The sequence below is a fragment of the Streptomyces sp. 142MFCol3.1 genome (assembly GCF_000424945.1).
GTDB lineage: Bacteria > Actinomycetota > Actinomycetes > Streptomycetales > Streptomycetaceae > Streptomyces > Streptomyces siamensis.
Genome location: NZ_AUKV01000007.1, coordinates 133,664 through 160,599 on the forward strand (window position 1 = coordinate 133,664; position 26,936 = coordinate 160,599).

The 26,936-nt window shown below is 71.9% G+C and carries 22 protein-coding genes; 10 read left to right on the plus strand and 12 right to left on the minus strand.

Annotated features, from left to right (window positions below):
* Positions 1 to 26 precede the first annotated feature (26 nt).
* Complete coding sequence (locus H305_RS0112065; protein ID WP_028800604.1) at positions 27 to 659, plus strand: hypothetical protein; 633 nt, start codon at positions 27 to 29, stop codon at positions 657 to 659.
* Between the two features lie 340 nt (positions 660 to 999).
* On the opposite strand, the gene H305_RS0112070 is transcribed toward H305_RS0112065, so the two are convergent.
* Positions 1,000 to 1,401, minus strand: a complete 402-nt coding sequence (locus tag H305_RS0112070; protein WP_028800605.1) for a winged helix-turn-helix transcriptional regulator — start codon at positions 1,399 to 1,401, stop codon at positions 1,000 to 1,002.
* A 90-nt stretch (positions 1,402 to 1,491) separates the two neighbouring features.
* On the opposite strand from H305_RS0112070, the gene H305_RS0112075 reads away from it, so the two are divergent.
* Entirely contained in the window at positions 1,492 to 2,964 is a 1,473-nt protein-coding gene (locus H305_RS0112075; RefSeq protein ID WP_028800606.1) for an MFS transporter, read from the plus strand.
* A gap of 129 nt (positions 2,965 to 3,093) precedes the next feature.
* Here the strand turns inward: H305_RS0112075 and H305_RS0112080 are convergent, their stop codons facing one another.
* Positions 3,094 to 3,732 (minus strand): TMEM175 family protein, encoded by a 639-nt coding sequence (locus H305_RS0112080; protein WP_063611321.1) that lies wholly within the window; start codon positions 3,730 to 3,732, stop codon positions 3,094 to 3,096.
* Between the two features lie 188 nt (positions 3,733 to 3,920).
* On the opposite strand from H305_RS0112080, the gene H305_RS0112085 reads away from it, so the two are divergent.
* The gene (locus tag H305_RS0112085) at positions 3,921 to 4,736 is read left to right on the plus strand and encodes a chitosanase (protein ID WP_028800608.1); all 816 of its coding nucleotides are present in this window, start codon (positions 3,921 to 3,923) and stop codon (positions 4,734 to 4,736) included.
* Positions 4,737 to 4,814: 78 nt separating this feature from the next.
* On the opposite strand, the gene H305_RS0112090 is transcribed toward H305_RS0112085, so the two are convergent.
* The 7 genes from H305_RS0112090 to H305_RS0112120 form a co-directional block, all read right to left on the minus strand.
* Positions 4,815 to 6,152 (minus strand): nucleobase:cation symporter-2 family protein, encoded by a 1,338-nt coding sequence (locus tag H305_RS0112090; RefSeq protein ID WP_051370537.1) that lies wholly within the window; start codon positions 6,150 to 6,152, stop codon positions 4,815 to 4,817.
* A gap of 359 nt (positions 6,153 to 6,511) precedes the next feature.
* Positions 6,512 to 7,888, minus strand: coding sequence for an 8-oxoguanine deaminase (locus tag H305_RS0112095; protein ID WP_234020761.1), 1,377 nt, complete (start codon positions 7,886 to 7,888; stop codon positions 6,512 to 6,514).
* A 160-nt stretch (positions 7,889 to 8,048) separates the two neighbouring features.
* Entirely contained in the window at positions 8,049 to 8,972 is a 924-nt protein-coding gene (gene pucL, locus H305_RS0112100; RefSeq protein ID WP_028800611.1) for a factor-independent urate hydroxylase, read from the minus strand.
* A gap of 5 nt (positions 8,973 to 8,977) precedes the next feature.
* Entirely contained in the window at positions 8,978 to 9,376 is a 399-nt protein-coding gene (gene uraH / locus H305_RS0112105) for a hydroxyisourate hydrolase (RefSeq protein WP_028800612.1), read from the minus strand.
* Positions 9,373 to 9,888, minus strand: coding sequence for a 2-oxo-4-hydroxy-4-carboxy-5-ureidoimidazoline decarboxylase (uraD, locus tag H305_RS0112110; RefSeq protein WP_028800613.1), 516 nt, complete (start codon positions 9,886 to 9,888; stop codon positions 9,373 to 9,375). Before uraD ends, uraH begins: the two co-directional genes overlap by 4 nt.
* Positions 9,889 to 10,052: 164 nt before the next feature.
* Positions 10,053 to 10,421, minus strand: coding sequence for a helix-turn-helix domain-containing protein (locus tag H305_RS0112115; RefSeq protein WP_028800614.1), 369 nt, complete (start codon positions 10,419 to 10,421; stop codon positions 10,053 to 10,055).
* Positions 10,418 to 10,669, minus strand: a complete 252-nt coding sequence (locus tag H305_RS0112120; RefSeq protein ID WP_037763576.1) for a hypothetical protein — start codon at positions 10,667 to 10,669, stop codon at positions 10,418 to 10,420. Before H305_RS0112120 ends, H305_RS0112115 begins: the two co-directional genes overlap by 4 nt.
* Before the next feature lie 181 nt (positions 10,670 to 10,850).
* Between H305_RS0112120 and H305_RS0112125 the strand changes: the two genes are divergently transcribed.
* The 4 genes from H305_RS0112125 (at position 10,851) to H305_RS0112140 (ending at position 15,085) form a co-directional block, all read left to right on the plus strand.
* Positions 10,851 to 11,690 (plus strand): TIM barrel protein, encoded by an 840-nt coding sequence (locus tag H305_RS0112125; protein WP_028800616.1) that lies wholly within the window; start codon positions 10,851 to 10,853, stop codon positions 11,688 to 11,690.
* 147 nt (positions 11,691 to 11,837) lie between these two features.
* The gene (locus H305_RS0112130) at positions 11,838 to 12,746 is read left to right on the plus strand and encodes a 2-hydroxy-3-oxopropionate reductase (protein ID WP_028800617.1); all 909 of its coding nucleotides are present in this window, start codon (positions 11,838 to 11,840) and stop codon (positions 12,744 to 12,746) included.
* Positions 12,747 to 12,941: 195 nt separating this feature from the next.
* Complete coding sequence (locus H305_RS0112135; protein WP_028800618.1) at positions 12,942 to 14,399, plus strand: catalase; 1,458 nt, start codon at positions 12,942 to 12,944, stop codon at positions 14,397 to 14,399.
* Positions 14,400 to 14,836: 437 nt separating this feature from the next.
* Entirely contained in the window at positions 14,837 to 15,085 is a 249-nt protein-coding gene (locus tag H305_RS0112140; protein ID WP_028800619.1) for a hypothetical protein, read from the plus strand.
* A 670-nt stretch (positions 15,086 to 15,755) separates the two neighbouring features.
* Here H305_RS0112140 and gcl read toward each other — a convergent pair.
* Positions 15,756 to 17,540, minus strand: coding sequence for a glyoxylate carboligase (gene gcl / locus H305_RS0112145; protein WP_028800620.1), 1,785 nt, complete (start codon positions 17,538 to 17,540; stop codon positions 15,756 to 15,758).
* 502 nt (positions 17,541 to 18,042) lie between these two features.
* Between gcl and H305_RS0112150 the strand changes: the two genes are divergently transcribed.
* The gene (locus tag H305_RS0112150; protein WP_234020768.1) at positions 18,043 to 18,870 is read left to right on the plus strand and encodes a hypothetical protein; all 828 of its coding nucleotides are present in this window, start codon (positions 18,043 to 18,045) and stop codon (positions 18,868 to 18,870) included.
* A gap of 70 nt (positions 18,871 to 18,940) precedes the next feature.
* On the opposite strand, the gene H305_RS0112155 is transcribed toward H305_RS0112150, so the two are convergent.
* Together H305_RS0112155 and H305_RS0112160 are read right to left on the minus strand one after the other, a co-directional pair.
* On the minus strand, positions 18,941 to 20,587 hold the full coding sequence (locus H305_RS0112155) for an AMP-binding protein (RefSeq protein WP_420708052.1): 1,647 nt from the start codon (positions 20,585 to 20,587) through the stop codon (positions 18,941 to 18,943).
* Positions 20,551 to 22,230: an AMP-binding protein gene (locus H305_RS0112160; RefSeq protein WP_028800623.1), complete on the minus strand. Its 1,680-nt coding sequence runs from the start codon at positions 22,228 to 22,230 to the stop codon at positions 20,551 to 20,553. The genes H305_RS0112155 and H305_RS0112160 overlap by 37 nt, the downstream gene beginning before the upstream one ends.
* Before the next feature lie 101 nt (positions 22,231 to 22,331).
* On the opposite strand from H305_RS0112160, the gene H305_RS0112165 reads away from it, so the two are divergent.
* Positions 22,332 to 23,192: a helix-turn-helix transcriptional regulator gene (locus H305_RS0112165; protein ID WP_028800624.1), complete on the plus strand. Its 861-nt coding sequence runs from the start codon at positions 22,332 to 22,334 to the stop codon at positions 23,190 to 23,192.
* Positions 23,193 to 24,019: 827 nt separating this feature from the next.
* Complete coding sequence (locus H305_RS0112170; RefSeq protein ID WP_028800625.1) at positions 24,020 to 26,869, plus strand: AAA family ATPase; 2,850 nt, start codon at positions 24,020 to 24,022, stop codon at positions 26,867 to 26,869.
* Positions 26,870 to 26,936 lie beyond the last annotated feature (67 nt).

Genomic DNA, 26,936 nt, shown 5'->3' on the forward strand with positions numbered 1-26,936 from the left:
GCCGACGACGCCGGAGGGAGCGCGCCGTGACCCGACCCCCCACCGCCGCGCAGCGGCGCGTGATCGACGCCGCCGATCCGGTGACCGGCCGGCTGAAGGGCACCCCGGCGCAGCTCGCCGCGCTGGTGCGGCGCGGGCTCGCCTTCCGGCATCCCCGGCCACCGCACGACCACTTCCTGACCCCCGCCGGCCATCGCATACGCGAGGCCCCGGAGCCTGCCGGGGCGCCGCCGCCGCAGACGTCCGCCCCGGCGGACGCCGGTGTGTTCGCCGCGCGGACCGGCGGCGAAGGGCCGTTCGACGCCGGGCCCGCGCGCGGGCGCGAGGTGCGCAGCGCCTGGCAGGGACTCCTGGAGCTGCGCCGCATGACCAATCCGGGCGGCGACACGGACCGCCCGTGCGGGTGGGAGCGCACACATCTGGTGCAGGCCGCCGCGCTCGCGCTGGAGGCGGCAGGGCACCGCCCCGCGGGCCCGGAGGGCGGCGGCTACCGGGTGCGGGCGACGCCGCAGCCGGAGGCCGTCGCCGTGCACCAGCCGGACCCCGAGGCGCTGCGTGCCTGCGCGGCGACCCTGGAGAAGGCGGGCTGGCAGGTCGGCGAGCACAGCGAACCTCGCACGGGCGCCCGGTACGTGCTGGCCTCGCCGCGCCGCGTGTGAGCGTCCGCCCCGCGCGGCGCGCCGGGCCACGGCCTTCCGGAATCCGCAAGTACCGCACGGGACGCCCGAAATGCCGTGCGGGGCAGGGGAACACGCCACCCGGCTGCGCGCGGCCGACGAGGCCGGGTGTCCCGCGCTTTCGTCCGGGGCGAGGAAGCGGGCTCGCACGGGCGGGGCTAGGGGGTTTCGTTTGGATCGGGTCGGATCAGGCCGCGGCGCCCGGTGCGGTGCGTCACAAGGCGGAGGATCACCCGCGTACCGGGCGTACTCGGGTGGTCCGACAACGCGGCGAGGTGCCGTGCCGGGCGTCGCGGACCCGGTCTGATCCAAACGAAGCCCCCTAGGCGGCCGGCAACTCCGGGCGGTGCTCGGCGTCGTAGGTCGCACGCGACTCGGCGATGGTCACACGGTGCCGCTCCGCCCAGTCGGTCAGGGACAGCAAGGTCGCATGCAACTCCCTTGCCACCGGTGTGAGTTCGTACTCGACCTTGGGCGGGACCGTCGGATGGACCGTGCGGATGACGAGTCCGTCGCGCTCCAGATTGCGCAGGGTCAGGGTCAGCATGCGGCGGCTGATCCCCTCCACGCTGCGCTCCAGTTCGGTGAAGCGGATCGGGCCGTGGGCCGCCGCCACGATGATCAGCACGCTCCATTTCCCGGCGACCCTGTCAAGAACTTCGCGGACCGGGCACGCCTGCGCGAGCACTGCCTGCGAGGTAACACCGGTGTTCCCCTGGGACATCGAAGTGCCTCCTTATGCCGGCCTCCATGGTCTTCCACGATGTACCCCGTTACAAGTCGTGCACCTTTGAAGAAGGCCGAGGTCATCGCCATGTCGTCGACGAGTGGGTCACCGACACCACGAACGTACTCCCGTTGGGCCGCGCTCGTCGTGCTGTGCGCGGGCACGCTGATGACGATCCTGGACGGGAACATCGTCACGGTCGCGATGCCCGCGATCCAGAGCGATCTGGGATTCTCCGGCCCGGGACTGGCCTGGGTCGTGAACGCGTACCTGATCCCCTTCGGCGGACTGCTGCTCCTCGCGGGGAGGCTCGGGGACCTGGTGGGCCGCAGACGGATGTTCGCCGCGGGGCTCGTGGTGTTCACCGTCGCGTCCGCGCTGTGCGGGATCGCGACGGACCGGGGCGTGCTCGTCGCGGCCCGCGCGCTCCAGGGCGTCGGCGGGGCGATGACCTCGGCCGTCGTGCTCGGCATGCTGGTCGCACTGTTCCCGGAACCCCGCGAACGGGCCCGTGCCATCGCCGTGTTCAGCGCGGTCGGCGCGGCGGGCGGCGCGCTCGGCACGTTCCTCGGAGGGGCCCTCACCCAGGGCCTCGGCTGGCACTGGATCTTCCTGATCAACCTGCCGATCGGAGTGGCGGCGTGGGTCGCCGCGCTGCGGATCCTCGCCCCGGACGACGGGCTGGGGCTGGGCAAGGGGGCCGACTACCCCGGGGCGGCCCTGGTCACGGGTGCGCTGATGCTGAGCGTGTACACGATCGTGAGCGCCGGGGACCACGGGCCCGGCACCACCCTGGCCCTCGCCGCGCTCTCGCCGGCTCTCCTCGCCGCCTTCGCCGTGCGGCAGGCGCGTGCCGCCCGCCCGCTGCTGAGGCTGAGGCTCTTCCGCTCCCGGGTCCTGGTGAGCGCCAACGGCGTGCAGATCCTGATGATCGCCGGCATGTACGGCTTCCAGTACATCGGGGCGCTGTATCTCCAACGGGTTCTCGGGTACGACGAGTTGCTCACCGGCACCGCCTTCCTGCCCGCGCCGGTGCTGATCGGGGTGCTGATGCTGAGCCTGTCGGCGCGCACCGTCGCCCGCTTCGGCACCCATCGAGTCCTGTGCGCCGGACTCGTCCTCATCACGGCTGGCATGGCGCTGCTGAGCCGGGTCCCGGCGGACGGCGGGTACGTCACCGACGTGCTGCCCGCGATGCTCCTGCTCGCCGCCGGTTTCGCGGCCGCGATGCCCGCGATGACGGGACTCGCGATGTCGGGTGCCCGCGAGGAGGACGCGGGCCTCGCCTCCGGACTCTTCAACACCACGCAGGTGGTGGGTGGTTCGCTGGGGCTCGCGGCCCTGACCACGCTGGCGGCGGCCCGCACGGAGCGCCTGAGCGCACGGGGCGAACAGGTCGTGGCGGCGACGGCGGACGGCTATCGGCTCGCCTTCACGGTGGCCACGGGGATCGCGGCACTGGCCCTGGTGCTGGCGGCGGTGTTCCTGCGTCCTAGGAGTGCCTCCTCGGACCGCGTGCCGGAGGAGGCTCCGGTGCCCGCCGGGGCCCCTTCGGTGTAGTCCTCGGACGGGCCGGCCCCGGTGAACCGGGCGCGGAGGGTCTCCGGTTCACCGGGGCCGGCTACTGCGACCAGTCGCGAAGGGCGGCCGACTTCCGCACGCCGGTGGGCGTCCCGCCGGCGCACTGCTTCACCGGGCGTCTCCCGGCAGCACGGCCCTGTCCGTCTCCCGGGTCGGTACGGGTACCTGGTTGAACCCGTAGTAGACCGCGAGCAGGCCGTGCGCGGCCAGGGTCAGCGGGGCGGAGACGTAGGCGAGGCCGACCGTGGCCGGGTAGGCGAGCGATCCGAGGGCGAAGCGGACCCGGGTGCGGCGGGCGGCGGCCACGTCGACCCGGCCGTCGAGAAGATGGCCGGTGCGGGTCAGGTGCCACCACAGGGCCTGGAAGGCGAGGGCCATCGCGACCATGACCATGCTGTAGACCGCGGCCGCGACATGGGAGGCCTCGTCCTCGCGGAGGTACTCCGCGAGCATCGCGGTCGGCCAGGGCACGGCGGCCACCACCATCAGCACGAGCAGGTTCAGGAACATCAGCGTGCGGTCGACCCTGACGACGTAGCCGAAGAGCTGGTGGTGGTTGATCCACATGATGCCGATGACCAGGAAACTGACCACATAGGCGGCGTACGAGGGCCATTGCGCGCCCAGCGCGTGCCACAGGCCGCCGTGCTCCCCCGCCTCTGGGACCTTGATCTCCAGGATCAGCAGTGTGATGGCGATGGCGAAGACGCCGTCGCTGAAGGCCTCCACACGGCCCGACTCGTTCATGACACGCACTCCCCCTCGTGACCCCGACCCCGGTGCGCGGTCCGACCGCGCGCTCCGACCGTAACGGAGCGACCGGCGCCCGTCTCGCCCCAACTCGCTCTGTCCGTACGGGTGTACGGCCCTCCCAATCTCTGGTAGGAAACTTTCCTAACAGTACGCGGAACCACACACCCCACTCCGGAGGTACCGTGCACACCCCCCACATACGTACGTCGCGCCGCACCCTGCTCGCCCTGATCGGAGCCTCGCTGGTGGCAGGTCCCCTCGTCGCCACACAGTCCGCGACCGCCGCGCCGGCCGGTCTGGACGACCCCGCGAAGAAGGAGATCGCGATGAAGCTGGTCTCCAGCGCGGAGAACTCCTCGCTGGACTGGAAGGCCCAGTACGAATACATCGAGGACATCGGCGACGGGCGCGGCTACACCGCCGGGATCATCGGCTTCTGCTCGGGCACCGGCGACATGCTCGACCTGGTGGAGCTCTACACCCGGCGCAAGCCCGGCAACGTACTGGCCAAGTACCTGCCCGCGCTGCGCGAGGTGAACGGCGGCGACTCGCACGACGGCCTCGACCCCGGTTTCCCGGGCGACTGGCGCAGGGCGGCGCAGGACACGGCCTTCCAGCAGGCGCAGAACGACGAGCGCGACCGCGTGTACTTCGACCCGGCCGTCCGGCAGGGCAAGGCCGACGGCATCGGCGCGCTCGGCCAGTTCACCTACTACGACGCCATCGTGATGCACGGTGACGGCGGCGACAGCACCAGTTTCAGCAGCATCAGGCGGCGCGCGCTGGCCGAGGCGAAGCCGCCGTCGCAGGGCGGCGACGAGGTGACCTGGCTCAACGCCTTCCTCGACGCGCGCGTGTGGGCCATGAAGCAGGAGGAGGCCCACTCCGACACCAGCCGGGTCGACACCGAGCAGCGGGTCTTCGTGCGCAAGCGGAATCTGAACCTCGATCCGCCGCTGGACTGGCAGGTCTACGGCGACAGTTACCACATCGGCTGACGGCTCCGGGAAGGCCGAGGGCGCGGCACGGTTCTCGTGCCGCGTCCTCGGCGGGCCCGCCGGGCGGATGCGCCCCGGTCAGTGCGCCGGGACCGCCTTGAGGTCCTCGCCCGCCTCCATCGGGTGCGTCACCTCGCCCGCGTCGTGGCATTCCCCCTTGCCGAGGCGGTTGAAGACCAGGTTGAGGACCACGGCCGTGACACAGCCCGTCGAGATCCCCGAGTCCAGCACGATCCGCGCGGTCTCGGGGAACGCGTGGTAGAACTCCGGGGCGGTGATCGGGATGATGCCGACGGCCAGTGAAACGGCCACGATCAGCACGTTGTTGTCCTTCTCCAGGCCGGCCCGGACCAGGGTCTGGATGCCGCTCGCGGCGACCGAGCCGAACAGCACGACGCCTGCTCCGCCGAGCACCGGGCGGGGCACCACGGCGATGAGCGACGCGGCCATCGGGCACAGGCCCATCAGCACCAGGAAGCCGCCGCCGGTGGCGACGACGAACCGGCTGCGGATCCTCGTCATCGCGACCAGACCGATGTTCTGCGCGAAGGCGCTGCACATGAAGCCGTTGAAGAGGGGGCTCAGCGCCGAGCCGAGGGTGTCGGCGCGCAGGCCGGCCGCGATGGTCTTCTCGTCGGCGGGCCGCTCGACGATCTCGCCCAGCGCCAGCATGTCCGCGGTCGACTCGGTCATGGACACCACCATCACCACGCACAGCGAGAGGATCGCGGCGAGCTGGAACTGCGGGGCGCCGAAGTGGAAGGGCGTCGGGAAGCCGACCACGTCCGCGTCGGCCACGGGGCCGAAGTCCGTGACGCCGAAGGGGATCGCGACGAGCGTGCCGAGCACCAGGCCGAGCAGCACCGCGATCTGTTTCACGAAGCCGCGGGTGAAGCGGCGCAGCAGCAGGACGACGACGAGCGTGGACGCGGCGAGGCCGAGGTAGGTCGTAGAGCCGTAGTCGTGGGCCGCGGGGGCGGGGCCCTGCGCCCAGCCGAAGGCGACCGGCAGGAGCGAGACACCTATCAGGGTGATCACGCTGCCGGTGACGACGGGCGGGAAGAAGCGGACGGCCTTGCTGAAGAAGGGGGCCGCGACGAACCCCAGGACTCCCGCGACGATGACCGCGCCGAAGATGATCGGCAGCGCGTCGCTCTTGTCCTCGGCGGACGCGACGACGGCGGTCATGGGGGCGACGCCGGCGAAGGTGACGCCGTTCACGAACGGCAACCGGGCGCCGATCTTCCAGAGACCGAGGGTCTGCAGGAAGGTGGCGAGGCCCGCGGTGAACAGGCAGGCGCCGGTGAGGAAGGTCAGTTCGGTGGCGGACAGACCGACGGCGGCGCCGACGATCAGCGGTGGGGCGACGACTCCCGCGTACATCGCGGCCACGTGCTGAAGGCCGCTGGTCGCCATCTTGAGGGCGGGCAGTTTCTCGTCGACTGGGTGCTTGGGCTGGCCAGTCGGTCGTGCATCGGTGCGGGGCGCGGGCTGAGCGGCCACAGCGGCTCCTCCGGTCGGGTACACGTCGCGTCGACGCGGGTTTCAGGGAGGTGATGCGCGGTCGTGCGGGACCGGGACGGATCCGTTCGGGGCGAACGGCACTCGTTCGTCGGGGACGGGGACCGTTCCGGGGCGTGCACGTCCATGCCCGCCCCGGCCACGGCCGCCATGGACCCCGCTCGGGTCCACGGCTACCGGCAGAGGGCCGTCCCCCACTGCCGGAGATCTCCGGTTGCCGGGCCCGCGCGCCGGTCGGCGTGCGGGCCGGCGCGTCAGTTCCGCCCGGCGATGCCCGCCAGGCGCTGCGCCTCTTCCCGCGTGGAGCGGGCGATGGCGTCCTCGTCGACGTGCAGCAGACGGCCGTCCTCGACCACCGGCCTGCCGTTCACGAGCGAGAGCGTGACCGGTGCGGCCGCGCCGAAGACCAGCGCGGTCACCGGGTCGGCGATCGAGGCGTGGGCCAGGGTGTCCAGCTTCCACAGGACCAGGTCGGCGAGCTTGCCCGGTTCCAGGGAGCCGATCTGGGAGGCGCGGCCGAGGACCTGGGCGCCGCCGTAGGTGCCCAGGCGCAGCGCCTGACGTGCGTTCAGGGCGGCCTCGCGGTGGGCGCCGAGCCGGTTGATGAGCAGGGCGTTGCGCAGTTCGGTGTGCAGTTCGCCGGACTCGTTGGAGGCGGTGCCGTCGACGCCGAGGCCGACCGGGACGCCGGCCGCGAGCATGTCGGGGACGCGGGCGATGCCGGCCGCCAGGCGGGCGTTGGAGGACGGGCAGTGGGCGACGCCCGTCCTCGTGCGGGCGAAGGCGGCGATGTCGGAGTCGTTCATGTGGACGCAGTGCGCCATCCACACGTCCTCGCCGAGCCAGCCGGTGGACTCGAAGTAGTCGGTCGGGCCCATGCCGAACAGGTCCTTGCAGAACTGCTCCTCCTCGACGGTCTCCGATCCGTGCGTGTGCAGCCGTACGCCCTTGCGCCGGGCGAGTTCGGCGCCCTGCCTGAGGAGTTCGGTGGAGACGGAGAACGGCGAACAGGGCGCGACCGCGATCTGCGTCATCGCGTCGAAGGAGGCGTCGTGGTGCTCGTCGATGGTCGCCTCGGTCGCGGCGAGCGCGCCGTCGAGGGTCTCGACGGCGAAGTCCGGGGGAAGGCCGCCGTCCGACTTGCCGCGGTCCATGGAGCCGCGGGCGAGGGTGAAGCGGACGCCCGTCTCGCGGGCGGCCCGGATGATGGCGCCGGACAGGTCGCCGGAGCCCCTCGGGTACACGTAGTGGTGGTCCATGGCGGTCGTCACACCGCCGCGGACCATCATGGCGAGGGAGCCCTGCGCGGCGGAGTACGCCATCTTCTCGTCGATGCGCGCCCAGGTCGGGTACAGCGCGACGAGCCAGTTGAAGAGGTTGTGGTCCGTGGCGAGGCCGCGGGTGATCCACTGGTAGAAGTGGTGGTGGGTGTTGACCAGGCCGGGCGTGGCCAGGTGCCCGGTGCCGTCGACGCGGCGTACCACGTTCTCCAGGTCGTCGGGAGCCCTGCCCGCGCCGACCGACTCGATCCTGTTGCCGGCGACGACGACGTGGCCCGAGGCGTACTCGGTGTCGCCTCCGTCCACGGTCGCGACGGCGCAGTTCTCGATGACGATGCGCTCGACTGCCACGGCGTTCCTCGTTCTTCCCATCGGTGGACGGATCCGGGGGTCGAGCGGGGTGACGACCGGATCCGTGGTGCTGTTGTTGCGCAGATGCCCCCGCTCTCCCCTGGGACTCGACGCCGGCGCACGCGTCGGGGAATCGGGCACGCGGTCCCGCGGAGCGGGCCTACAGGTTGGTGAGGTCCACCGGGATGCGCGGCTCGCAGCCGTCACGCAGGATGGTCGCCTCGATGAGGCCGTACGGGCGATCGGCCGCGAAGTAGACCTCGTTGTCGTTCTCCAGCCCGAACGGCTCCAGGTCGACGAGGAAGTGATGCTTGTTCGGGAGGGAGAAGCGCACCTCGTCGATCTCACTGCGGTTGTTGATGATGCGCGCGCCCATCTGGTACAGGGTCTGCTGCAGCGAGAGGGAGTACGTCTCGGCGAAGGCCTGGAGCATGTGCTTCTTCACCTGGTCGTAGGACTTCTCCCAGTTGGGCATCTTCTGCTCGTCGCCGCTCCAGTTGAAGCGCCAGCGGCCGGACACCTGGGTGGCCAGGATGCGGTCGTAGGCCTCCTCGAGCGTCGTGTACTTGTCCTTGACGTAGCCCCAGAACTCGGAGTTCGTGGAGTTCATCACGACGAGGTCCTTCAGGCCGGAGATGACCTCCCAGTTCTCACCGTCGAAGGTGATCTGGGTGACGCGGGTCTCCTGGCCCTTGCGGACGAAGGAGTGCTTGACCGCGTCCGCGCCGATGAACTTGGAGTTCGCGTCCGAGGCCTCGATGCGCTCCCAGGCGTACTCCTCGATGCGGATGCGCGCCTGCTTGATCGGCTCCTGGCTGGTGACGAAGTGCCGGGCGAGGTGGATGCCGAACTGCTCGGCGGACTCGATGCCGTACTCCTTGGCGAAGGCGTACACCGTGTTCTTGGTGGTGTCCGTCGGCAGGACGTTCGCGTTGGAGCCCGAGTAGTGGACCTCCTCCATGTCGCCGCTCAGCGCGACCGACACGTTCAGGTCCTTGATGTGGTGCGTGGCGCCGTCGCGGGTGATCCTGACGACTCGGTTCTCGGCCTTGCCGTACTGGTTCTGTCCCAGAATCGTGGGCATGTCTGCTAGCTCCCTCGGTAAACGGAGTAGCCGAACGGGTTGAGCAGCAGCGGTACGTGGTAGTGCTCGCCCGGCCGGACGGCGAAGGTGATGGCCACCTCCGGGAAGAACACTCCGGGCGCGCCGCTGTCCCGATTCGCGGGGGCGTCCTGCTGCGCATCGGCTTGCTTCTTTTCGAAGTACTGCTCGACGGCGAAGTCGAGCCGTACGTGGGTCGTCCCCTCCGGCAGTGCGGGAAGGTCCCTGCACCGGCCGTCCGCGTCGGTCGCGGAGCCGCCGAGCGCCACCCAGTCCGCCGCGCCGCCGGCGCGGGCGGCGAGTCGGACGGCGACGCCCTCGGCGGGGCGCCCCGCGCTGGTGTCGAGGATGTGGGTGGACACGGAGGCGGTGGTGTCGGTGCTCATGCCTCATCTCCCTCTACGAGACCGGCCAGACGGATGCGATTGATCTTGCCCAGTTCAAAGCGGACGATCTCCCGCTCCTGCTCGGGCGAGTTGCCGATCCGTTCCTTGACCGCGTCGCGCATCTGCTCCCCGGTCCGGCCGGTGGCGCAGATCAGGAAGACGTGGCCGAACTTCTCCTGGTAGTCCAGGTTCAGTTCGAGCATCTCCTCCTTGAGTTCCGCGGAGGCGCCGGCCATGCCGCGCTGCTCACGGGAGGAGGTGGGGTCCCCCGGCTTCGGGCGCCCGATCGGCGGGTGTCCCGCCATCGCCTCCGCCAGGTCCGCGGCGGTCAGCCCGGCCATGGCGGCGTCGCTCGCCAGGTGCAGATCGTCGGTGGTGGCGTACGGGCGCCGGGCGAGCAGGATGCGGGCCCACGCGGTGGAGGCGCACACCTCGTGGAGTGCGGCGAGGGCCGCGTGCTCCTCCAGGGCGTTGAACCGGGCGAGGCCGCCAGGTGTCGTACTCGAAGTCACGGGAAGCCTCCGTGGCCTTGTGCTGGACGGGCTGCGGATAGCTAACGCCCTCGGAAACACCGCGTCAACACTTTGTTGAAAACTTCGGGTAACAAAAACCGCCGCCCGGCAGTCCGGACGGCGGTGCCTCGCGCGCGAGCCGACCCTCGCCGCGTCGTGCCTGGTCAGGCCCCTTTTTCGCGGTTCAGATAGTTGTAGACGGTGAACCGGCTCACGCCGAGCGCGCTCGCCACGGTCTCCACGCCGTGCCGTACGGAGAATGCCCCGCGCGCTTCCAGTATGCGCACGACCTCCTGCTTCGCCTTGCGGTCGAGATCGGCCAGCGGCCGGCCCTGCTTGCGCTCCAGGGCGGCCAGGATGTGGTCCAGCGAGTCGGCGAGCTGGGGCAGGCGCACGGCGACGACGTCCGCGCCTTCCCAGGACAGCACGACGTCGTCGGCCCCGGCCTCGCCGGGCGGCAGCATCTCGCCCCCCATGGCGTCGACCAGCGGCTTGACCGCCGTGACGAAGGGGTCGTCCCCGATGCCGGTCACTTGTCGCCCTCCCCGACGACGTTCACCTGGAGCGAGACCCGGGTGGCGCCCGCCCCCAGGGCCTTGCGCAGCAGCGCGTCGACCGCGGTGAGCACCGCGTCCGCACCGCCCTCCGCGGTGTTGCCGAACGGGCCGACGTCCACGGCGTCCAGCTCGGCCGCCTCGATGACCTCGCGGGCGACCAGCGCGTGCGGGGGCGCCTCGTCGAGGTCGAAGGGCTCGGTCGTGAACTCCACTCTCAATCGCACGGGCTCAACCTACTGCGCGCCGCGCATCCCCCGGCAACCCCCTGCGCGGCGGGCCCCCGTACGAGCCGCATTCCCGCGGCACCCCCTTGACAAGCCGCGACGCCCGACGGCAATCTTCCATTAAGCAGAAACGAACTTCCGTAATACGGAATCTCGACAACGGAAGGGAGCGCCGACCCCCATGGGATTCGCAGACCAGCGCTTCAACGTCAACCTGTCGATCCTCTTCACGGAACTCCCGCTCCTGGAGCGCCCCGCGGCCGCCGCCGCGGCGGGCTTCACCGCGGTCGAGCTGTGGTGGCCCTGGGTCGACTCCCCCACCCCCGAGCAGTCCGAGCTCGGCGCGCTGAAGAAGGCGATCGAGGACGCGGGCGTCCAGCTGACGGGCCTGAACTTCTACGCCGGGCAGTTGCCGGGCCCCGACCGGGGCGCACTGTCGATCCCCGGGGCCGAGTCGGACAAGTTCCGCGCCAACATCGACGTGGCCGCGGCGTTCGCCCTGTCGCTCGGCTGCAAGGCGCTCAACGCGCTGTACGGCAACCGCGTCGAGGGCGTGGACCCCGCCGAGCAGGACGCCCTCGCGCTGGAGAACCTGGTCCTCGCGGCGCGCGCCGCGAGCCGGATCGGCGCGATCCTCCTCGTCGAGACGCTCAACCAGCCGGAGTCCCCGGACTACCCACTCGTCAGCGCACCGGCCGGCGTCGGCGTGGTCGACAAGGTCAACGAGGCGACGGGCCTCGGCAACGCCAAGTTCCTCATGGACCTGTACCACCTGTCCATGAACGGCGAGGACCTGCCGCAGGTGATCGCCGAGTACACCGGCCGGACCGGGCACGTGCAGATGGCTGACAACCCCGGCCGCGGCGCCCCGGGCACCGGCACCCTCCCGCTGGAGGACCTCCTCGACCAGCTGCGGAAGGCCGGTTACGAGGGCTGGGTCGGCCTGGAGTACAAGCCCGGCGACCGCCCGAGCGCGGAGGCCTTCGACTGGCTGCCCGCACAGGCCCGCGCCGCCCGCTGACAGACCCCGGCCCCACCGCACGGCACATACGGACACGGCCACCCGCCGCGCGGACCCCGCGGCGGCAGCCGCGCGGCACCCGTGACCGGCGCAGCCGCCCGCCCTGCGGAACCCCAGACGCAGCACAGACGCCAGAGAGGCACCCTCATGAGCAACAACCCCGCAGACTCCGCCCGCCCGACGGTGGCCTGGATCGGCCTCGGCATCATGGGCTCGCCCATGTCGGAGAACCTGATCAAGGCCGGCTACGAGGTCACGGGCTACACACTGGAGCGGGACAAACTGGAGCGCCTGGCCGCCGCCGGAGGCACCGCGGCCGGCTCGATCGCCGAGGCCGTGCGCGAGGCCGACGTCGTGATCACGATGGTGCCCGCCTCCCCGCAGGTCGAGGCCATCGCCTACGGCCCTGACGGCATCCTGGAGAACGCCAGGGCCGGCGCCCTGCTGATCGACATGTCGTCGATCACCCCGCAGACCTCCGTGGACCTCGCCGAGGCGGCCAAGGACAAGGGCATCCGCGTGCTGGACGCCCCGGTGTCCGGCGGCGAGGCCGGCGCGATCGAGGCCGTGCTCTCGATCATGGTCGGAGGTGAGCAGGCCGACTTCGACGAGGCCGAGCCGATCTTCGAGGCGCTGGGCAGGACCATCGTGCTGTGCGGTCCGCACGGCTCGGGCCAGACCGTGAAGGCGGCCAACCAGCTGATCGTCGCCGTGAACATCCAGGCGTGCGCCGAGGCCGTGGTCTTCCTGGAGAAGTCGGGCGTGGACCTGAGGGCCGCGCTCGACGTCCTCAACGGCGGTCTCGCCGGCTCCACCGTGCTGACGCGCAAGAAGGACAACTTCCTGAACCGCGACTTCAAGCCGGGCTTCCGCATCGACCTGCACCACAAGGACATGGGCATCGTCACGGACGCCGCCCGCAACGTCGGCGCCGCCCTGCCGGTCGGCGGCGTGGTCGCGCAGCTCGTCGCCAGCCTGCGCGCGCAGGGCGACGGCGGCCTGGACCACTCCGCGCTGCTGCGCTCGGTCGAGCGCCTCTCCGGCGCCCAGGTCTGAGCGTCCCGTACGTCCGGGCCGCGGCGGCGCCGACATCTGTCCTGTCGCGCCCAGGCGCCGCCGCGGCCCGGATCCCTCTTCAACAAACTGTTGACGCCCAGTTCACCCCGAACCTAGGCTCCGCCAAGCGGAAGGTCCATGAAGCGGAATCAGTTTTCCGCCGGCCCCGCTGCCCCCCTCGTACGGAAGGTCACGATGTCGAAGCGCGTGCTCACGACCGAGTCCGGCGCCCCGGTCGCCGACAACCAGAACTCCGCCACCGCCGGCGTCGGTGGCCCGCTCCTGCTCCAGGACCAGCACCTCCTGGAGAAGCTCGCCCGGTTCAACCGCGAGCGCATCCCGGAGCGCGTGGTGCACGCCCGCGGTTCCGGCGCCTACGGTCACTTCGAGGTCACCGACGACGTCACGGGCTTCACCCACGCCGACTTCCTGGACACCGTCGGCAAGCGCACCGAGGTCTTCCTGCGCTTCTCCACCGTGGCCGACAGCCTCGGCGGGGCGGACGCGGTCCGCGACCCGCGCGGCTTCGCGCTCAAGTTCTACACCGAAGAGGGCAACTACGACCTCGTCGGCAACAACACCCCGGTCTTCTTCATCAAGGACCCCATCAAGTTCCCCGACTTCATCCACTCCCAGAAGCGCGACCCGTTCACGGGCAAGCAGGAACCGGACAACGTCTGGGACTTCTGGGCGCACGCCCCCGAGGCGACGCACCAGATCACCTGGCTGATGGGCGACCGCGGCATCCCGGCCTCGTACCGCCACATGAACGGCTACGGCTCGCACACCTACCAGTGGACGAACGCCGAGGGCGAGGCCTTCTTCGTCAAGTACCACTTCAAGACGAACCAGGGCGTCCGCTCGCTGTCCACCGAACAGGCCCAGGAGATCGCGGGCAAGGACCCGAACTCGCACCAGACGGACCTGCTCCAGGCCATCGAGCGCGGCGTGAACCCGTCCTGGACGCTGTACGTCCAGATCATGCCCGCGGCCGAGGCGGCGGACTACCGCTTCAACCCGTTCGACCTCACCAAGGTGTGGCCGCACCACGACCACCCGCTCCAGCGCGTGGGCCGCCTGGTCCTGGACCGCAACCCGGACAACGTCTTCGCCGAGGTCGAGCAGGCCGCCTTCTCCCCGAACAACTTCGTTCCGGGCATCGGCCCCTCCCCCGACAAGATGCTCCAGGGCCGTCTGTTCGCCTACGCGGACGCGCACCGTTACCGCCTGGGCGTCAACCACACCCAGCTCGCGGTCAACGCCCCGAAGGCCGCGGCCGCCGCCAACTACGGCCGCGACGGTCTGATGGCCGCCAACGGCCAGGGCCGCCACGCCAAGAACTACGAGCCCAACTCGTACGACGGTCCGGCCGAGACCGGCCGCCCGCTGTCCGCACCGTTCGCGGTGTCGGGCCACACGGGCACCCACGAGGCCCCGCCGCACACCAAGGACGACCACTTCTTCCAGGCGGGTGAGCTGTACCGCCTGATGTCGGCCGAGGAGCGGTCCCGGCTGATCGCGAACATCGCCGGCGGCCTCTCCCAGGTCTCCCGCGACGACGTGATCGAGAAGAACCTCGCCCACTTCCACGCCGCCGACCCGGAGTACGGCCGGCGTGTGGAGGAGGCCGTCCGCGCCCTGCGCGAGGACTGAGCCTCGACACGAGCCGCCCGTGGCGGCGTCGGACCCGGATGAGGGGTGGTCCAGCGCCGTGCGGGCAGGACCGGGACCGCGGCGGCGTGCGAGCCAGTGCGGTGGTGACGGTTCACCGGCCCCCTTCTCGACCTGAGGGAAGGGGAACCGGGTTCCATCGCATCCGCCGCGGTCCTCTCCGTACCCCCGGTACGGCTCTCTCCGCACTCCGGTGCGGTCCTCCCCACACTCCCGTGTGGCTCCTCTCCGTACTCACGTGCGGACCCTGATGCCCCGTCCGGCGGCGCGAATGTCCTGTCGCGCCCGGCCTCGCGCCGTCGGACGGCGACAACCACACGGCTCACCGGCCCGAGGCGCCGGGTACGGACGGTCCCGTACCCGGCGCCTCGCCCTGTGCTCCGGGTGCGGATAGGGCCGCCGCGCAGCAGCCTGAGGACATGGACTTTCCCAGCATCGTTGTGCACGCTCCGGCACTGGACGGGTCGCGGCGGGTCACCGCCGGGGACGAGACGCTCGGTATCGCCTACCACCTCGACGACGTCGTCGAGATCCTGCGGCACGCCGACATCGACCTCGACGAGGTCGAGATCGAGGCGACCGACATCATCGACTGGCAGGGGGGCGGGCCTGACGACTGGCCCGGGCTCTCGGAGCACCCCGGGCACCCCACGCAGCCGTCCCACTGAGGGCGCGCAAGGGCCTCCGGCGTACGCAACCGGGCGTACCCGCCCTACGGAACCCTCAAATCAACCTCTGAACACCGTCCCGGGGGCTTCAACTCCCCCCGGATGAGGCACATGCTCGGCACACGGGGCCCGCCGGCACGGGGGCGGCGGGCTCCGGACGGGGGTACGGAAGTACGGGGTACGGGGGCCGGAAATACGGGGGTACGGGGGAAGCACCGAGAACAGCGGCGCGGCGGTCCGGGGGTGAGCCCCGGACCGCCGCGCCGCTGTGTGACGTTCGGCCACGGGACCGGCCCGTGCCTGCCGCCCTCGGGTTCTCCGCCCATCACCTCGCGGCAGAACCAGGTGAGGGCACGGGAAGCGGCCCGGTCCGCCGGGCGACCGCGGGCACGGGAAGCGGCCCGGTCCGCCGGGCGACCGCGGGCACGGGAAGCGGCCCGGGTCACTGTCCCGGGGCCGAGGGCACGGGAAGCAGCCCGGGCCGCCGGGACGACCGCGGGCACGGGAAGCAGCCCGCTCCGCCGGGACGTACCGCGGGCACGGTGTGTGGCGGGCCGCGCACGGTGCGCAGCCCGCCGCGCGCGAACGGGGCGGCCCACCCTCCGGTGAGCCTCCCCGTCCAGGAATCGGCGGTACCGCACCCTGCGGCGCTGCCCGTGTCGGCGCTGTGTCAGACCTTCAGGGGCTTGATCGAGGTGGGCGCGTGGCCCGGCTCGGTGGCGAGTTCCTCGAACTCGACGACGTTGCCGATGTCGTTCGTCGTGGACATCGCGATGTTGGTGACCCGCTCCAGGATCGCCTCGACGACCACGGGGACCTGATGTTCGGCGGCGAGCTTCTTGGCCTGCTCGAAGGCGGCGCCCAGCTCGGCCGGGTCGGTCACGCGGATCGCCTTGCAGCCCAGGCCCTCGGCGACCTTGACGTGGTCGACGCCGTAGACGCCCAGTTCGGGCGAGTTGATGTTCTCGAACTCCAGCTTGACCTGGAAGTCGATGTCGAACGCCCGCTGCGCCTGGCGGATCAGGCCGAGGTAGGAGTTGTTCACCAGCACGTGCACGTAGGGGATCCGGTGCTGTGCGCCGACGGCGAGCTCCTCGATCATGAACTGGAAGTCGTAGTCGCCGGAGAGCGCCACGACCTGCGCGTCGGGATCGGCCTTGGCCACGCCGAGCGCGGCCGGGATCGTCCAGCCGAGCGGACCCGCCTGGCCGCAGTTGATCCAGTGCCGCGGCCGGTAGACGTGCAGCATCTGCGCGCCGGCGATCTGTGAGAGGCCGATGGTGGAGACGTAACGCGTCTCCGGGCCGAAGGCCTTGTTCATCTCCTCGTAGACGCGCTGCGGCTTGATCGGAATGTCGTCGAAGTGCGTACGGCGCTGGAGCGTGGCCTTCTTCTCCTGCGCGGACGCGGCCCACGCGGAACGGTCGGGCAGCCTGCCCGCCGCCTTCAACTCCCGTGCCGCCTCGACGAACAGCTCCAGCGCGGCCTTGGCGTCGGAGGCGATGCCGTAGTGCGGGGCGAAGATCCTGCCGATCTGGGTGGGCTCGATGTCGACATGCACGAAGGTGCGGCCGGCCGTGTAGACGTCCAGCCTGCCGGTGTGGCGGTTGGCCCAGCGGTTGCCGATGCCGAGGACGAAGTCGGACTCCAGGAAGGTCGCGTTGCCGTAGCGGTGCGAGGTCTGCAGACCGACCATGCCGGCGTTGAGCTCGTGGTCGTCGGGGAGGATGCCCCAGCCCATCAGGGTCGGGACGACCGGAGTGCCCGTCAGTTCGGCGAACTCGACGAGGAGTTCGCAGGCGTCGGCGTTGATGACACCGCCGCCCGCGACGATCAGCGGCCGCTCGGACGCGTTCAGCAGCCCGATCGCCTTCTCGATCTGGGCGCGGGCGGCGGCCGGCTTGTACGCCTGGAGCGGCTCGTACGTCTCAGGGTCGAACTCGATCTCGGTCAGCTGGACGTCGATGGGCAGGTCGATCAGGACGGGGCCGGGGCGACCGGACCTCATCAGGTGGAAGGCCTGCTGGAAGACGCCGGGGACCTGCGCCGCCTCCAGGACGGTGACCGCCATCTTCGTCACCGGTTTGGCGATGGAGGCGATGTCGACGGCCTGGAAGTCCTCCTTGTGGATCACGGCGGTCGGGGCCTGGCCGGTGATGCACAGGATCGGGACGGAGTCGCCGATGGCGGAGTAGAGACCGGTGATCATGTCGGTTCCGGCGGGGCCGGAGGTGCCGATGCAGACGCCGATGTTGCCCGGGTGGGTCCGGGTGTAGCCCTCGGCCATGTGCGAGGCGCCCTCGACGTGCCGAGCGAGGGTGTGGTTGATCCCGCCGGAGGCCTGGAGAGCCGCGTAGAAGGGGTTGATCGCCGCACCCGGCACGCCGAAAGCGTTGCTGACGCCCTCGCGCTTGAGGATCTCGACTGCCGCGCGGGCAGCGGTCATACGAGCCATGGAGTACTCCTGCTTCGGCTGTCGGATTCGCGCTCCCGTCGCGCCCCGCGGAGAGCTGTTGATTCCTTTGCGGTTCCGCGGCGGACCCTCGGACCCCTCAGCCCTCAATTCCACATCGCGGAAAATAACTTCTACTATCTGGAAGTAATGTAGGCGGCGCGATGAGGGGCGTCAAGAGCGGGCCCGGGCAGGGACCTAGGCGGCGGACGTCGAACCGTTTCGCCCCCTTCGAACCTCCGTCAGGAGGACGATGGGAACCCTGTCCCGACGTGACGACCTGGAGTGGGCCATGGCCGAGAGCGTGCCGGTGAGGTGCCCGGCCTGCCGACGCGAGCACCTCTACGCGGCACCGCCCTATCCCTGTGTGTGCGGCGCGCCCGTCACGCCCGAGCTGGACCGCCTCGCGAACCCGACACCCATCACGCACCGCGTCTGGGACGAGGAGTGGGCCACGGTCCGGTGCCGCGCCTGCAACCACGTCGCCCAGTGGCCGCACCCTGAGCTGGGCTGCCCCTGCGGCACGGCACTCCGCATCCCGGTGGTCGCGCCGACCCGGCCGGACCCGGCGCCGGAGGGCAAGACACGAGAAGGCACCGCACCGCGGGACGACAGCGGCTCCGGCGACGGCAAGGGCGGGAGGGGCCGCCGCGGGGCGGACACGGCGCCCGCCCCCGACGTACCCGCGGCGGGAGGCCCGGACGCCGACGCGGCAGGGGGCCCGGACATCGGCGCGACGGGGAACCGGGGGTCGGGCGCGGTCGGGGCCCCGGACATCGGCGCGGTCGAGGGCCCGGGTTCCGACCCGGCGGGGGGCTCGGGTTCCGACCCGGCAGAGGGCCCGGGTTCCGGAGCGGTGGGGCGACCGGGTTCCGGGGGTGAACAGGGACCAGGCCCGGCGCGGGTCGCGAAGGGCGCGGGATGCCGGCCGGGCGGTTCCGCGGGGGCGCCCCGGCCGGGGTTCCAGCCGGTCACCATCCGGACCGCGCGGGACGCGGTCACGGCCGCGGCGCTGTACCTGCGCTGGCTCGGCTACCGCGACATCCGGCGCGCGGACCAGCGTCCGCCGTCCGGGATCGGGCTGGCCGCCCGCGGCATCCTGGCCCAGGTGGACCCCACCGTGCGCCCGGCCTCACTGCGCGACGTCGAGTGCCTGTGGCTGACGGCCATGACCGAGTCGGCGGGCTGCGTCTACTTCTCCCTGGCGGGCTACGACGACGAGGCCCGCGCCCGCGCTGACAGCCTCGGGATCCCCCTCTTCGTCCTCGACCTCACGGGCACCCCTCAACCCGCGAACACCCTCGCGGACGAACTCGCCGTCTCCGGCGCGTGACACACACCTGCCGCACCGGCCGGTCCGCCCCCGACGGTCGGCGGCCGGCACGGCACACGCCCGCGCCGCGTCACCGCTCCCGAGCGGCCTCCTCCCGCAGTTCGATCTTGCGGACCTTTCCGGAGACCGTCATCGGGAAGGCGTCCAGGACGCGCAGCCGGCTGGGGATCTTGTAGTGCGCGAGCTGTCCCTCGCAGAAGCCGCGCAGTTCGTCCAGGGTGAGCGGGTCGTCCGGGTCGCGGGGGATGACGCAGGCGAGCACCTCCTCGCCGTAGCGTTCGTGGGGTACCCCGACCACCTGGACGTCGGCGATCTTCGGGTGGGCGTACAGGAATTCCTCGATCTCGCGGGGATAGATGTTCTCACCGCCGCGGATGATCATGTCCTTGATGCGGCCGACGATCTCCACATAGCCGTCCTCGCGCATCACCGCGAGGTCGCCGGTGTGCATCCAGCGTCCGGGGTCGACGGCTTCGGCGGTCTTCTCGGGCTCGTCCCAGTAGCCGAGCATGACGCTGTAGCCGCGGGTGCACAGTTCGCCCGGTTCGCCGCGCGGCAGCGTGACGCCGCCGACCGGGTCGACCACCTTCACCTCGATGTGCGGCAGGACCCGTCCGACGGTGCCGGTGCGGTGTTCGAGGTCGTCGTCCATCCGGGTCTGCAGGGACACCGGGGAGGTCTCGGTCATGCCGTAGCAGATGGACACCTCCCGCATGTGCATCTCGGCGACGACCCGCTTCATCACCTCGACCGGGCAGGGCGAGCCCGCCATGATGCCGGTGCGCAGGGAGGACAGGTCGTACGCCGCGAAGCCGGGCAGGCTCAGCTCCGCGATGAACATGGTGGGGACGCCGTACAGGGACGTGCACCGCTCCTGCTGCACGGCCTCCAGCGTGGCCGCCGGGTCGAACGACGGGGCCGGGATGACGATGCACGCGCCGTGCGAGGTGGCCCCCAGATTCCCCATGACCATGCCGAAGCAGTGGTAGAAGGGCACGGGCAGACAGACCCGGTCCTGCTCGGTGTAACCGACGGTGCGGCCCACCCAGTAACCGTTGTTGAGGATGTTGTGGTGGGAGAGCGTCGCGCCCTTGGGGAAGCCGGTGGTGCCCGAGGTGTACTGGATGTTGACCGGGTCGTCGCAGCTCAACTCGGCTGCGGCGGCGGCCAGTCGCTCCGCGGGCACGGCGGCGGCACCCGCCGTCAGGGCGTCCCACGACGGGTCGCCGATGTACACCGTCTCCCGCAGTTCCGGGCACTTCTCGCGGACCTGGTTGACCAGCGCGCGGTAGTCGCTGCCCTTGTGCTCCTGCGAGGCGACGAGCACCGAGATCCCCGCCTGCTTCAGCACGTACTCCAACTCGTGCGCGCGATAGGCGGGGTTGATGTTCACCATGATCGCGCCGATCCGGGCGGTCGCGTACTGGACGAGCACCCACTCGGGGCAGTTGATCGCCCAGATGCCGACGCGGTCGCCCTTGAGCACGCCCTTGGCGAGGAGTCCGCGCGCCACCTCGTCGACCGCGGCGCCGAACTCGGCGTACGTCCAGCGGCGTGCGGAGGGCACGTCCACGAGGGCCTCGCGCTCCGGGTACGCGGCGATCGCCCGGTCCAGGTCGGCGCCGATCGTGTCGCCCAGCAGGGGTGTGGTGCTCGTGCCGTGGGCGTAGGACAGTTCTGTCACCGGAAGTCCTCCTCGCGGTACTCGGCGGCGGATCCCGCGGCCGTGGCCTCACGCAGTTCGATCCGGCGGATCTTGCCGGAGACGGTCTTGGGGAGCTCGCCGAACTCCAGGCGGCGGACGCGCTTGTACGGGGCGAGGACGGTACGGGAATGCTCGAAGAGCACCTTGGCCATGTCAGGACCGGGCTCGTACCCCGCCGCGAGGACGATGTACGCCTTCGGGACGGCCAGCCGCAGCTCGTCGGGGGCGGGGACCACGGCGGCCTCCGCGACCGCCTCGTGCTCCAGCAGGGCGCTCTCCAGCTCGAACGGCGAGATCTTGTAGTCGCTGGCCTTGAACACGTCGTCGGCGCGGCCCACGTACGTGATGTAGCCGTCCTCGTCCCGGGAGCCGATGTCCCCGGTGCGGTAGTAGCCGCCGGCCATCGCCTCCGCCGTGCGGTCGCCGTCCCCGTGGTAGCCGGTCATCAGGCCGACCGGACGGTCCGACAGATCGAGCGAGATCTCGCCCTCCGCCGCTCCCGGCGCACCGGTCACCGGGTCGAGCAGTTCGACGCGGAAGCCGGGGCAGGGCCGCCCCATGGAGCCCGTCTTGAGCTTCTGCCCGGGGCTGTTGGAGACCTGGACGGCCGTCTCGGTCTGCCCGAAGCCGTCCCGGACGGTGACACCCCAGGAGCGCCGGACCTGCTCGATGACCTCGGGGTTCAACGGTTCCCCCGCGGCGACGGCCTCGCGGGGCGGCGTCCGCAGCTGGGTCAGGTCGGCCTGGATGAGCATCCGCCACACCGTGGGCGGGGCGCAGAAGGTGGTGACGCCCGCCCGGTCCATCTCCGCCATCAGCCGGCCCGCGTCGAAGCGGGTGTAGTTGTGGATGAAGACGGTCGCCTCCGCGTTCCACGGCGCGAAGAGGTTCGACCAGGCGTGCTTGGCCCAGCCGGGCGAGGAGATGTTGAGGTGCACGTCGCCGGGCTTGAGCCCGATCCAGTACATGGTCGCGAGGTGTCCGACCGGGTAGGAGACGTGGGTGTGCTCGACCAGCTTGGGGCGTGCGGTGGTGCCCGAGGTGAAGTAGAGCATCAGCGGGTCGTCCGCGAGAGTGGGGCCGTCGGGTTCGAAGGCCGCGTCCGCCGTGTACGCCTCCTCGTACGCGAGCCAGCCGGGGCGGGCACCGCCGACCGCGATCGGGGTGTAGTGGCCCGGCACGTCGGCGAACTTCTCCGCGTCGCCGGAGCGGACGACGACGTGCCGCACCCGTCCCCGCTCGACCCGGTCGCGCAGGTCGGCGGCGCCGAGCAGCGGGGTGGCCGGGATGACCACGGCCCTCAGCTTCATCGCGGCGAGCGCCGTCTCCCACAGTTCGACCTGGTTGCCGAGCATGACGAGGACACGGTCATCGGCGCCCACGCCCTGCGCGCGCAGCCAGTTGGCGACCCGGTTCGAACGCTCGGACATCGCGGCGAAGGAGACCTCGGTGCGGTCGCCGTCCTCCTCCACGATGTGCAGGGCGGTCCGGTCGTTGCCTCGTGCGACGACGTCGAACCAGTCGAGCGCCCAGTTGAAGTACTCCGGGCGGGGCCAGCAAAAACCCTCGTAGGCCGTGAGGTAGTCCTCGCGGTGCTCCAGCAGGAAGTCCCGCGCGGCGCGGAACTCGTCCGTCGCGCCGGTCGTCGCCGTCATGTGTCCTCCTCGTTGCCGGACCGCCGCCTAACATCGTGTATTCCGTGATGCAGGTCTCACCACCCCCGAACGGGGGTGCGCCGCGAAGAGGGGGCGAACAGGTGGCAGCAGACGCAGCCGAGGCAGGGGAGATGCGTGGTGCGCTGGTGCGGCTGCGCCGCGCGACGGGGCTGCCCGTCGCCTTCGGCGGCCTGGTCGATCCCGGGCGCCGGCACGTGCGCATCAGCGAACTCAGCGGCACCGCGACGGCCGCGCTCAGCGCGCTCGCCGTCTCCTCGGGGAACGGTCTGGGCGGCAAGGCGGTGGCCCTGGCCCGGCCCTGCGCGGTGACCGACTACTCGACCTCGCGGCAGATCAGCCACGAGTACGACGTGGCGGTCGCCACCGAGGGGCTGTGCTCCGTCCTCGCGGTGCCCGTCGTCGTACGCCGGCGGGTGCGCGCTGTGCTGTACGGCGCCCTGCGGACGGCGCAGCCCCTGGGCGACCGCACGCTCGGCGCGGCGGTCGCGGCGGCCCGGGACGTGGAGCAGGCGCTGGTCGTGCGGGACGAGGCGCGGGACCTGCTCGCCGTCGCGCGCAAGCAGGAGCCGTCGGTGACGGACGGTGCGTGGGAAGAGGTGCGGGAGGCCCACGGGGCGCTGCGCGCGATGGCTCCGCGGATCGCCGACCCGGCACTGCGCGACGAACTTCTCGCCGTCTGCGGGCGGCTGGCCGACGCGGCGGCGCCGTCCGCTCCGGAGCGCGAGGCCGGCCTCGCGGCGCGCAAGGTGGGTCTCGCGCCCCGCGAGCTGGACGTCCTCGCCTGTGTCGCGACGGGGGCCACCAACGCGGTCGCCGCACAGCGCCTCGGGCTGCGTCCGGAGACGGTGAAGGGGTATCTGCGCGCGGTGATGCGGAAGCTGGGCGCGCACACCCGTCTGGAGGCCGTGGTCGCGGCGCGGCGGGCGGGGTTGCTGCCCTAAGGGCTGTCCTGCGGGGTCCTCCCTGACGGGGCGGCCGGGGGCATCTTCCCTGCGCGGCGGGCGGAAGGCCTCGCTCGGGTGGTGCTCCTGTGCGCGAGGGGCACTTCTGCGGCGCACGATGCGCGGCGCTCCGTCCAGGCCCGACGGACGGGACTCTCCCCCACGCCGTACCGCCGCCGGCGAGGGGCAACTGTCGCGCGAGCCGCGGGGCTCCGCCCCTGCGCGCCAGGATGGTGCCCCTGTGCGCGAACGGACTTCGTGCCGTGTGCACCCCGCGGTGCCCCGCCCGTGGACGTGCGGACGGGCGTCTCCTCGCCCCTCGCTCACGGGGGTACCGCGTGCGACCGCCGCGCGTGAGCCGCGGTGCTCCGCACGTACGGAGGAGGTGCGGAGCTCCTGTGCGCGAGTCGCGGGCGCGAGTCGCGGGCAACCCACGGAGCTGCGCCCGTGCGCGAGGTTCGGTGGTCCTCCAGTGCGCGATCCTGGTGCGCGCGGCGGGGTTTCGTGCGCGGGCGCAAGAGGGCGGACGTCCGCCCGTGCGGGGACGGGTGCGGCCGCCCCGCAGCGTGGGACCGCTCCCGTGACGCAGACGGGGCCCGTCCGGGCCCGGGAGAGCCTCCGGCGGCACCGGACGGAAGGGGCCCGCGAGGCGGAAACGGTCCCGGACGGCGCGCGGGAGCGCTCCCCTTCTGCGGCTGTCCATTCAATCCGCGCGGCACTGAAATCACTTATGCGGCGGGCTTGTTATTTCCCTCACCATGTCGGCAGTCCGAAATTCAAAGAGTCGTTGCCTAATATTGGCCCGGACACGACACACGAGGGGAGCGGTGACCGTGCGAGGGGACATCAACGAACCTGCCAGACCCCGCCCCGACCTGGTCATCGGCCGGGAGGAACTCTTCACCGAGGCGCGTGCGCAACTCTCCGGCGGTGGCAGTGTGCTGGTACACGGCCCCGCGGGAATAGGAAAGTCGACCGTCCTGCGGTCATTGGCCGCGGAATGCGCCGAAACGGCACGGACCGTGTTGAGGTGCTCCGCCACCGAGTCCGAATCCCATCTCCCGTTCCTCGCGCTCGCCGACCTCTTCGGTCTGGTCGTCGACGAGGTCTCGGACGGGCTCCCCGCCCCGCAGCGCACGGCTCTGGAGTCCGCCCTCACCGGCCGCGGCGAGTCCACCCTCCAGCGCGACGGTCTGGCGCTGCGGCTCGCCGTGCTGTCCGTGCTCCGTGCCCTGGCCGCCCTGGGCCCCGTACTGATCGTCGCCGACGACCTCCAGTGGCTCGACCCGGCCAGTGCCGAACTGCTCGGCTTCGCCGCCCGCCGCCTCGGCGGTGTGCCCGTACGGATGCTGTGCGCCGTACGCACCGAGAGCGAGTCGCAGGAACTGCGGACGGACCGCTATCTACGCGCGTCTCCTCCGGACACCCTCGCCCTGCGGATCGACCCGCTCACCCGGGCCCACGTGGCCCGGCTCCTCGACCGGCGCGGCCACACCGGCCTGTCCCGCTCGACCGTGCGGGACATCCACCGCACCAGTGGCGGAAATCCCCTCTTCGCGCTCGAACTGGGCCGCGCCCTCGCCGAGTCCCGTACCCCGCCGAGTCCGGGCGAGCCCCTCCCCGTGCCGACGTCCCTGCGGGCCCTCGTCCTCAGCCGGCTGGACATGCTGTCCGCGGAGGCCCGTCGCACCCTGCTCGTGGCGAGCGCGGGGGCCCGGCCGACCCTGGCGCTGCTGCACGCGGCGGGCCGCGCGAACGCCGAGGCGGACACCGCGTCGGCGGCGGCGCTCGGACTGCTCGCCACGGAACGCGAGACACCTGGCATCCGGTTCGCGCACCCTCTGGTGTCCGCCGCGCTGTACGCGGAGGCGAGCGCCCAGGAGCGGCGGGCCGCGCACGCCGCCCTGTCCACGGCCGCCTCCGACCCCATCGAACGCGCCCGGCACCTCGCCCTGGCGACCACCGGGACGGACCCGGGCGTCGCCGCCCGGCTCGGTGACGCCGCGGCCGCCGCCCGGGACCGGGGCGCGCCCTCCGTCGCCGCGGGCCTCGGACTGCTGGCCGCCCGGCACACCCCGCCCGACGCCGCGCCCGGCCCCGACCAGCGCCGCCTCCAGGCCGCGGAGGACGCGCTGACGGCCGGAGAGACGGACCTCGCGCGGGACATCGCGCGTCAGGTGCTGTCCCACGCCACCGGCCCCGCGGACCGGGTACGGGCCTGGATCGTCGTCATCGACGCGGCCGGGCAGGCCATGGCGGAGGTCGACGCGGTCTTCCCGCAGGCGCTCGCGGACGCGGGCGAGGACCCCGGACTGCTCGCCCTGGTCCGCTACCAACTGGCCTGGCGGGCCCTGCTCGTGGAGGGCGAGATGGCCAAGGGCCGCGAGGAGGCGGCGAGTGCGGCGCGGCTCGCGGCGCGCGCCGGTGACCGGCGCACCGAGCTCCTGGCACTGGGCTTCCAGGCGCAGATGGAGACCCTGATGGGCCACCCCGGCGCCCCGGGAACCATCCAGCTGGCGATGCGCGAGCCGCAGGACCCGCGCGTGGCCTGCGACCACAACGGCGCGGGTGCCGCCCGCTTCCGCTGGCTGATCATGGGCGACCGGCTGGCCGAGGCCCGTACGACGATCACCGCGCTGCTGCGCGAGGCGCAGCGCCGCGGAATGGTCGAGAGCGAGGTGCATTTCCTGCGCGGGCTCGCGGAGACCGAACTGCGCGCCGGGCACTGCGGCCGGGCGCTGGACCTGGCCAGGGAGAGTCTGCGGCTCGCCCGTGACACCGGGATCGGGGAGGCGGCCACCGCCATGTTCACCTCGCTCGCCGAGGCGGCCGGCGGCGACGTGGACCGGGCGCTCGCACTCGCCCGGGAGGCCGTGGACCGCGCCGAGGAGGACGGCGACCTGGTGTACCTCTCGCGCGCCCTGGGTGCCCTCGGGCACGCCCGGCTGGTCGCCGGTGACGCGGCCGGGGCCGTGCAGTCCCTGCGCCGCGTAAGGGAGCTGGAGGGCAATCTCGGCGTCGTCGATCCCGCGCGCGGACGCTGGCACGGCGACCTCGCCGAGGCACTCGTGCGCGTCGGGGAGGCCGTGGAGGCACAGGACGTCATCGACGTGACCCGCGAGCGGGCACTGCGGCTGGAACGCGAGAGCGTGCTGGCGGTCCTGGACCGCGCCGAAGCCCTCGTCCGCGCCGCTCGTGGCGAACAGGAGTCCGCCGAACGACAGTTGGCCTCCGCGCAGGACCGTCTCGCCAAACTGGGCTACGGCCTGGAGGAGGCCCGCGCCGCCTACGCCCTCGCCGCCCTGCGTACGTTCCCCCAAGCCCTCGGCTTCGCTCGGGCAGGAGGGACCACTGCGCCCGGCCCCACCTCGTACGACGAGGCGGCCCGGCTCTTCCGTCGCTGCCGGGCCCTCCCCTGGCTCCGCCAGGTCGAGGCGGCGACCGCCGCGAGTGCTCCCGCGCCGCCGCTCGCGCCCGTGGCCCTGGACGCCCTCGCGGCGACCGAGCGGCAGGTCGCCGCGCTCGTCATGGAGGGCGCCACCAACCGCGAGATCGCCGGGAGGCTCTTCATCAGCGTCAAGACGGTCGAGGCGACCCTCACCCGGGTGTACCGCAAGCTGGGGATCCGTTCCCGGGTGGACATCGTGCGTCTGGCGGCGGAGCGCAGGCCGGGCTGACGCGCCGCCCGACCGAACGGGACCCGGCCGGCCGCCCGGCACACCAGGCGCGCCCGGCCGGAAAGAC

Excerpts from the sequence above, each read along its gene's own strand:
- H305_RS0112070 (WP_028800605.1), bottom strand. The coding sequence starts at position 1,401 with ATGTCCCAGGGGAACACCGGTGTTACCTCGCAGGCAGTGCTCGCGCAG.
- H305_RS0112075 (WP_028800606.1), top strand. The coding sequence starts at position 1,492 with ATGTCGTCGACGAGTGGGTCACCGACACCACGAACGTACTCCCGTTGG.
- H305_RS0112080 (WP_063611321.1), bottom strand. The coding sequence starts at position 3,732 with ATGAACGAGTCGGGCCGTGTGGAGGCCTTCAGCGACGGCGTCTTCGCC.
- H305_RS0112090 (WP_051370537.1), bottom strand. The coding sequence starts at position 6,152 with ATGGCGACCAGCGGCCTTCAGCACGTGGCCGCGATGTACGCGGGAGTC.
- pucL (WP_028800611.1), bottom strand. The coding sequence starts at position 8,972 with ATGCCCACGATTCTGGGACAGAACCAGTACGGCAAGGCCGAGAACCGA.
- uraH (WP_028800612.1), bottom strand. The coding sequence starts at position 9,376 with ATGAGCACCGACACCACCGCCTCCGTGTCCACCCACATCCTCGACACC.
- H305_RS0112125 (WP_028800616.1), top strand. The coding sequence starts at position 10,851 with ATGGGATTCGCAGACCAGCGCTTCAACGTCAACCTGTCGATCCTCTTC.
- H305_RS0112130 (WP_028800617.1), top strand. The coding sequence starts at position 11,838 with ATGAGCAACAACCCCGCAGACTCCGCCCGCCCGACGGTGGCCTGGATC.
- H305_RS0112135 (WP_028800618.1), top strand. The coding sequence starts at position 12,942 with ATGTCGAAGCGCGTGCTCACGACCGAGTCCGGCGCCCCGGTCGCCGAC.
- H305_RS0112140 (WP_028800619.1), top strand. The coding sequence starts at position 14,837 with ATGGACTTTCCCAGCATCGTTGTGCACGCTCCGGCACTGGACGGGTCG.
- gcl (WP_028800620.1), bottom strand. The coding sequence starts at position 17,540 with ATGGCTCGTATGACCGCTGCCCGCGCGGCAGTCGAGATCCTCAAGCGC.
- H305_RS0112160 (WP_028800623.1), bottom strand. The coding sequence starts at position 22,230 with ATGACGGCGACGACCGGCGCGACGGACGAGTTCCGCGCCGCGCGGGAC.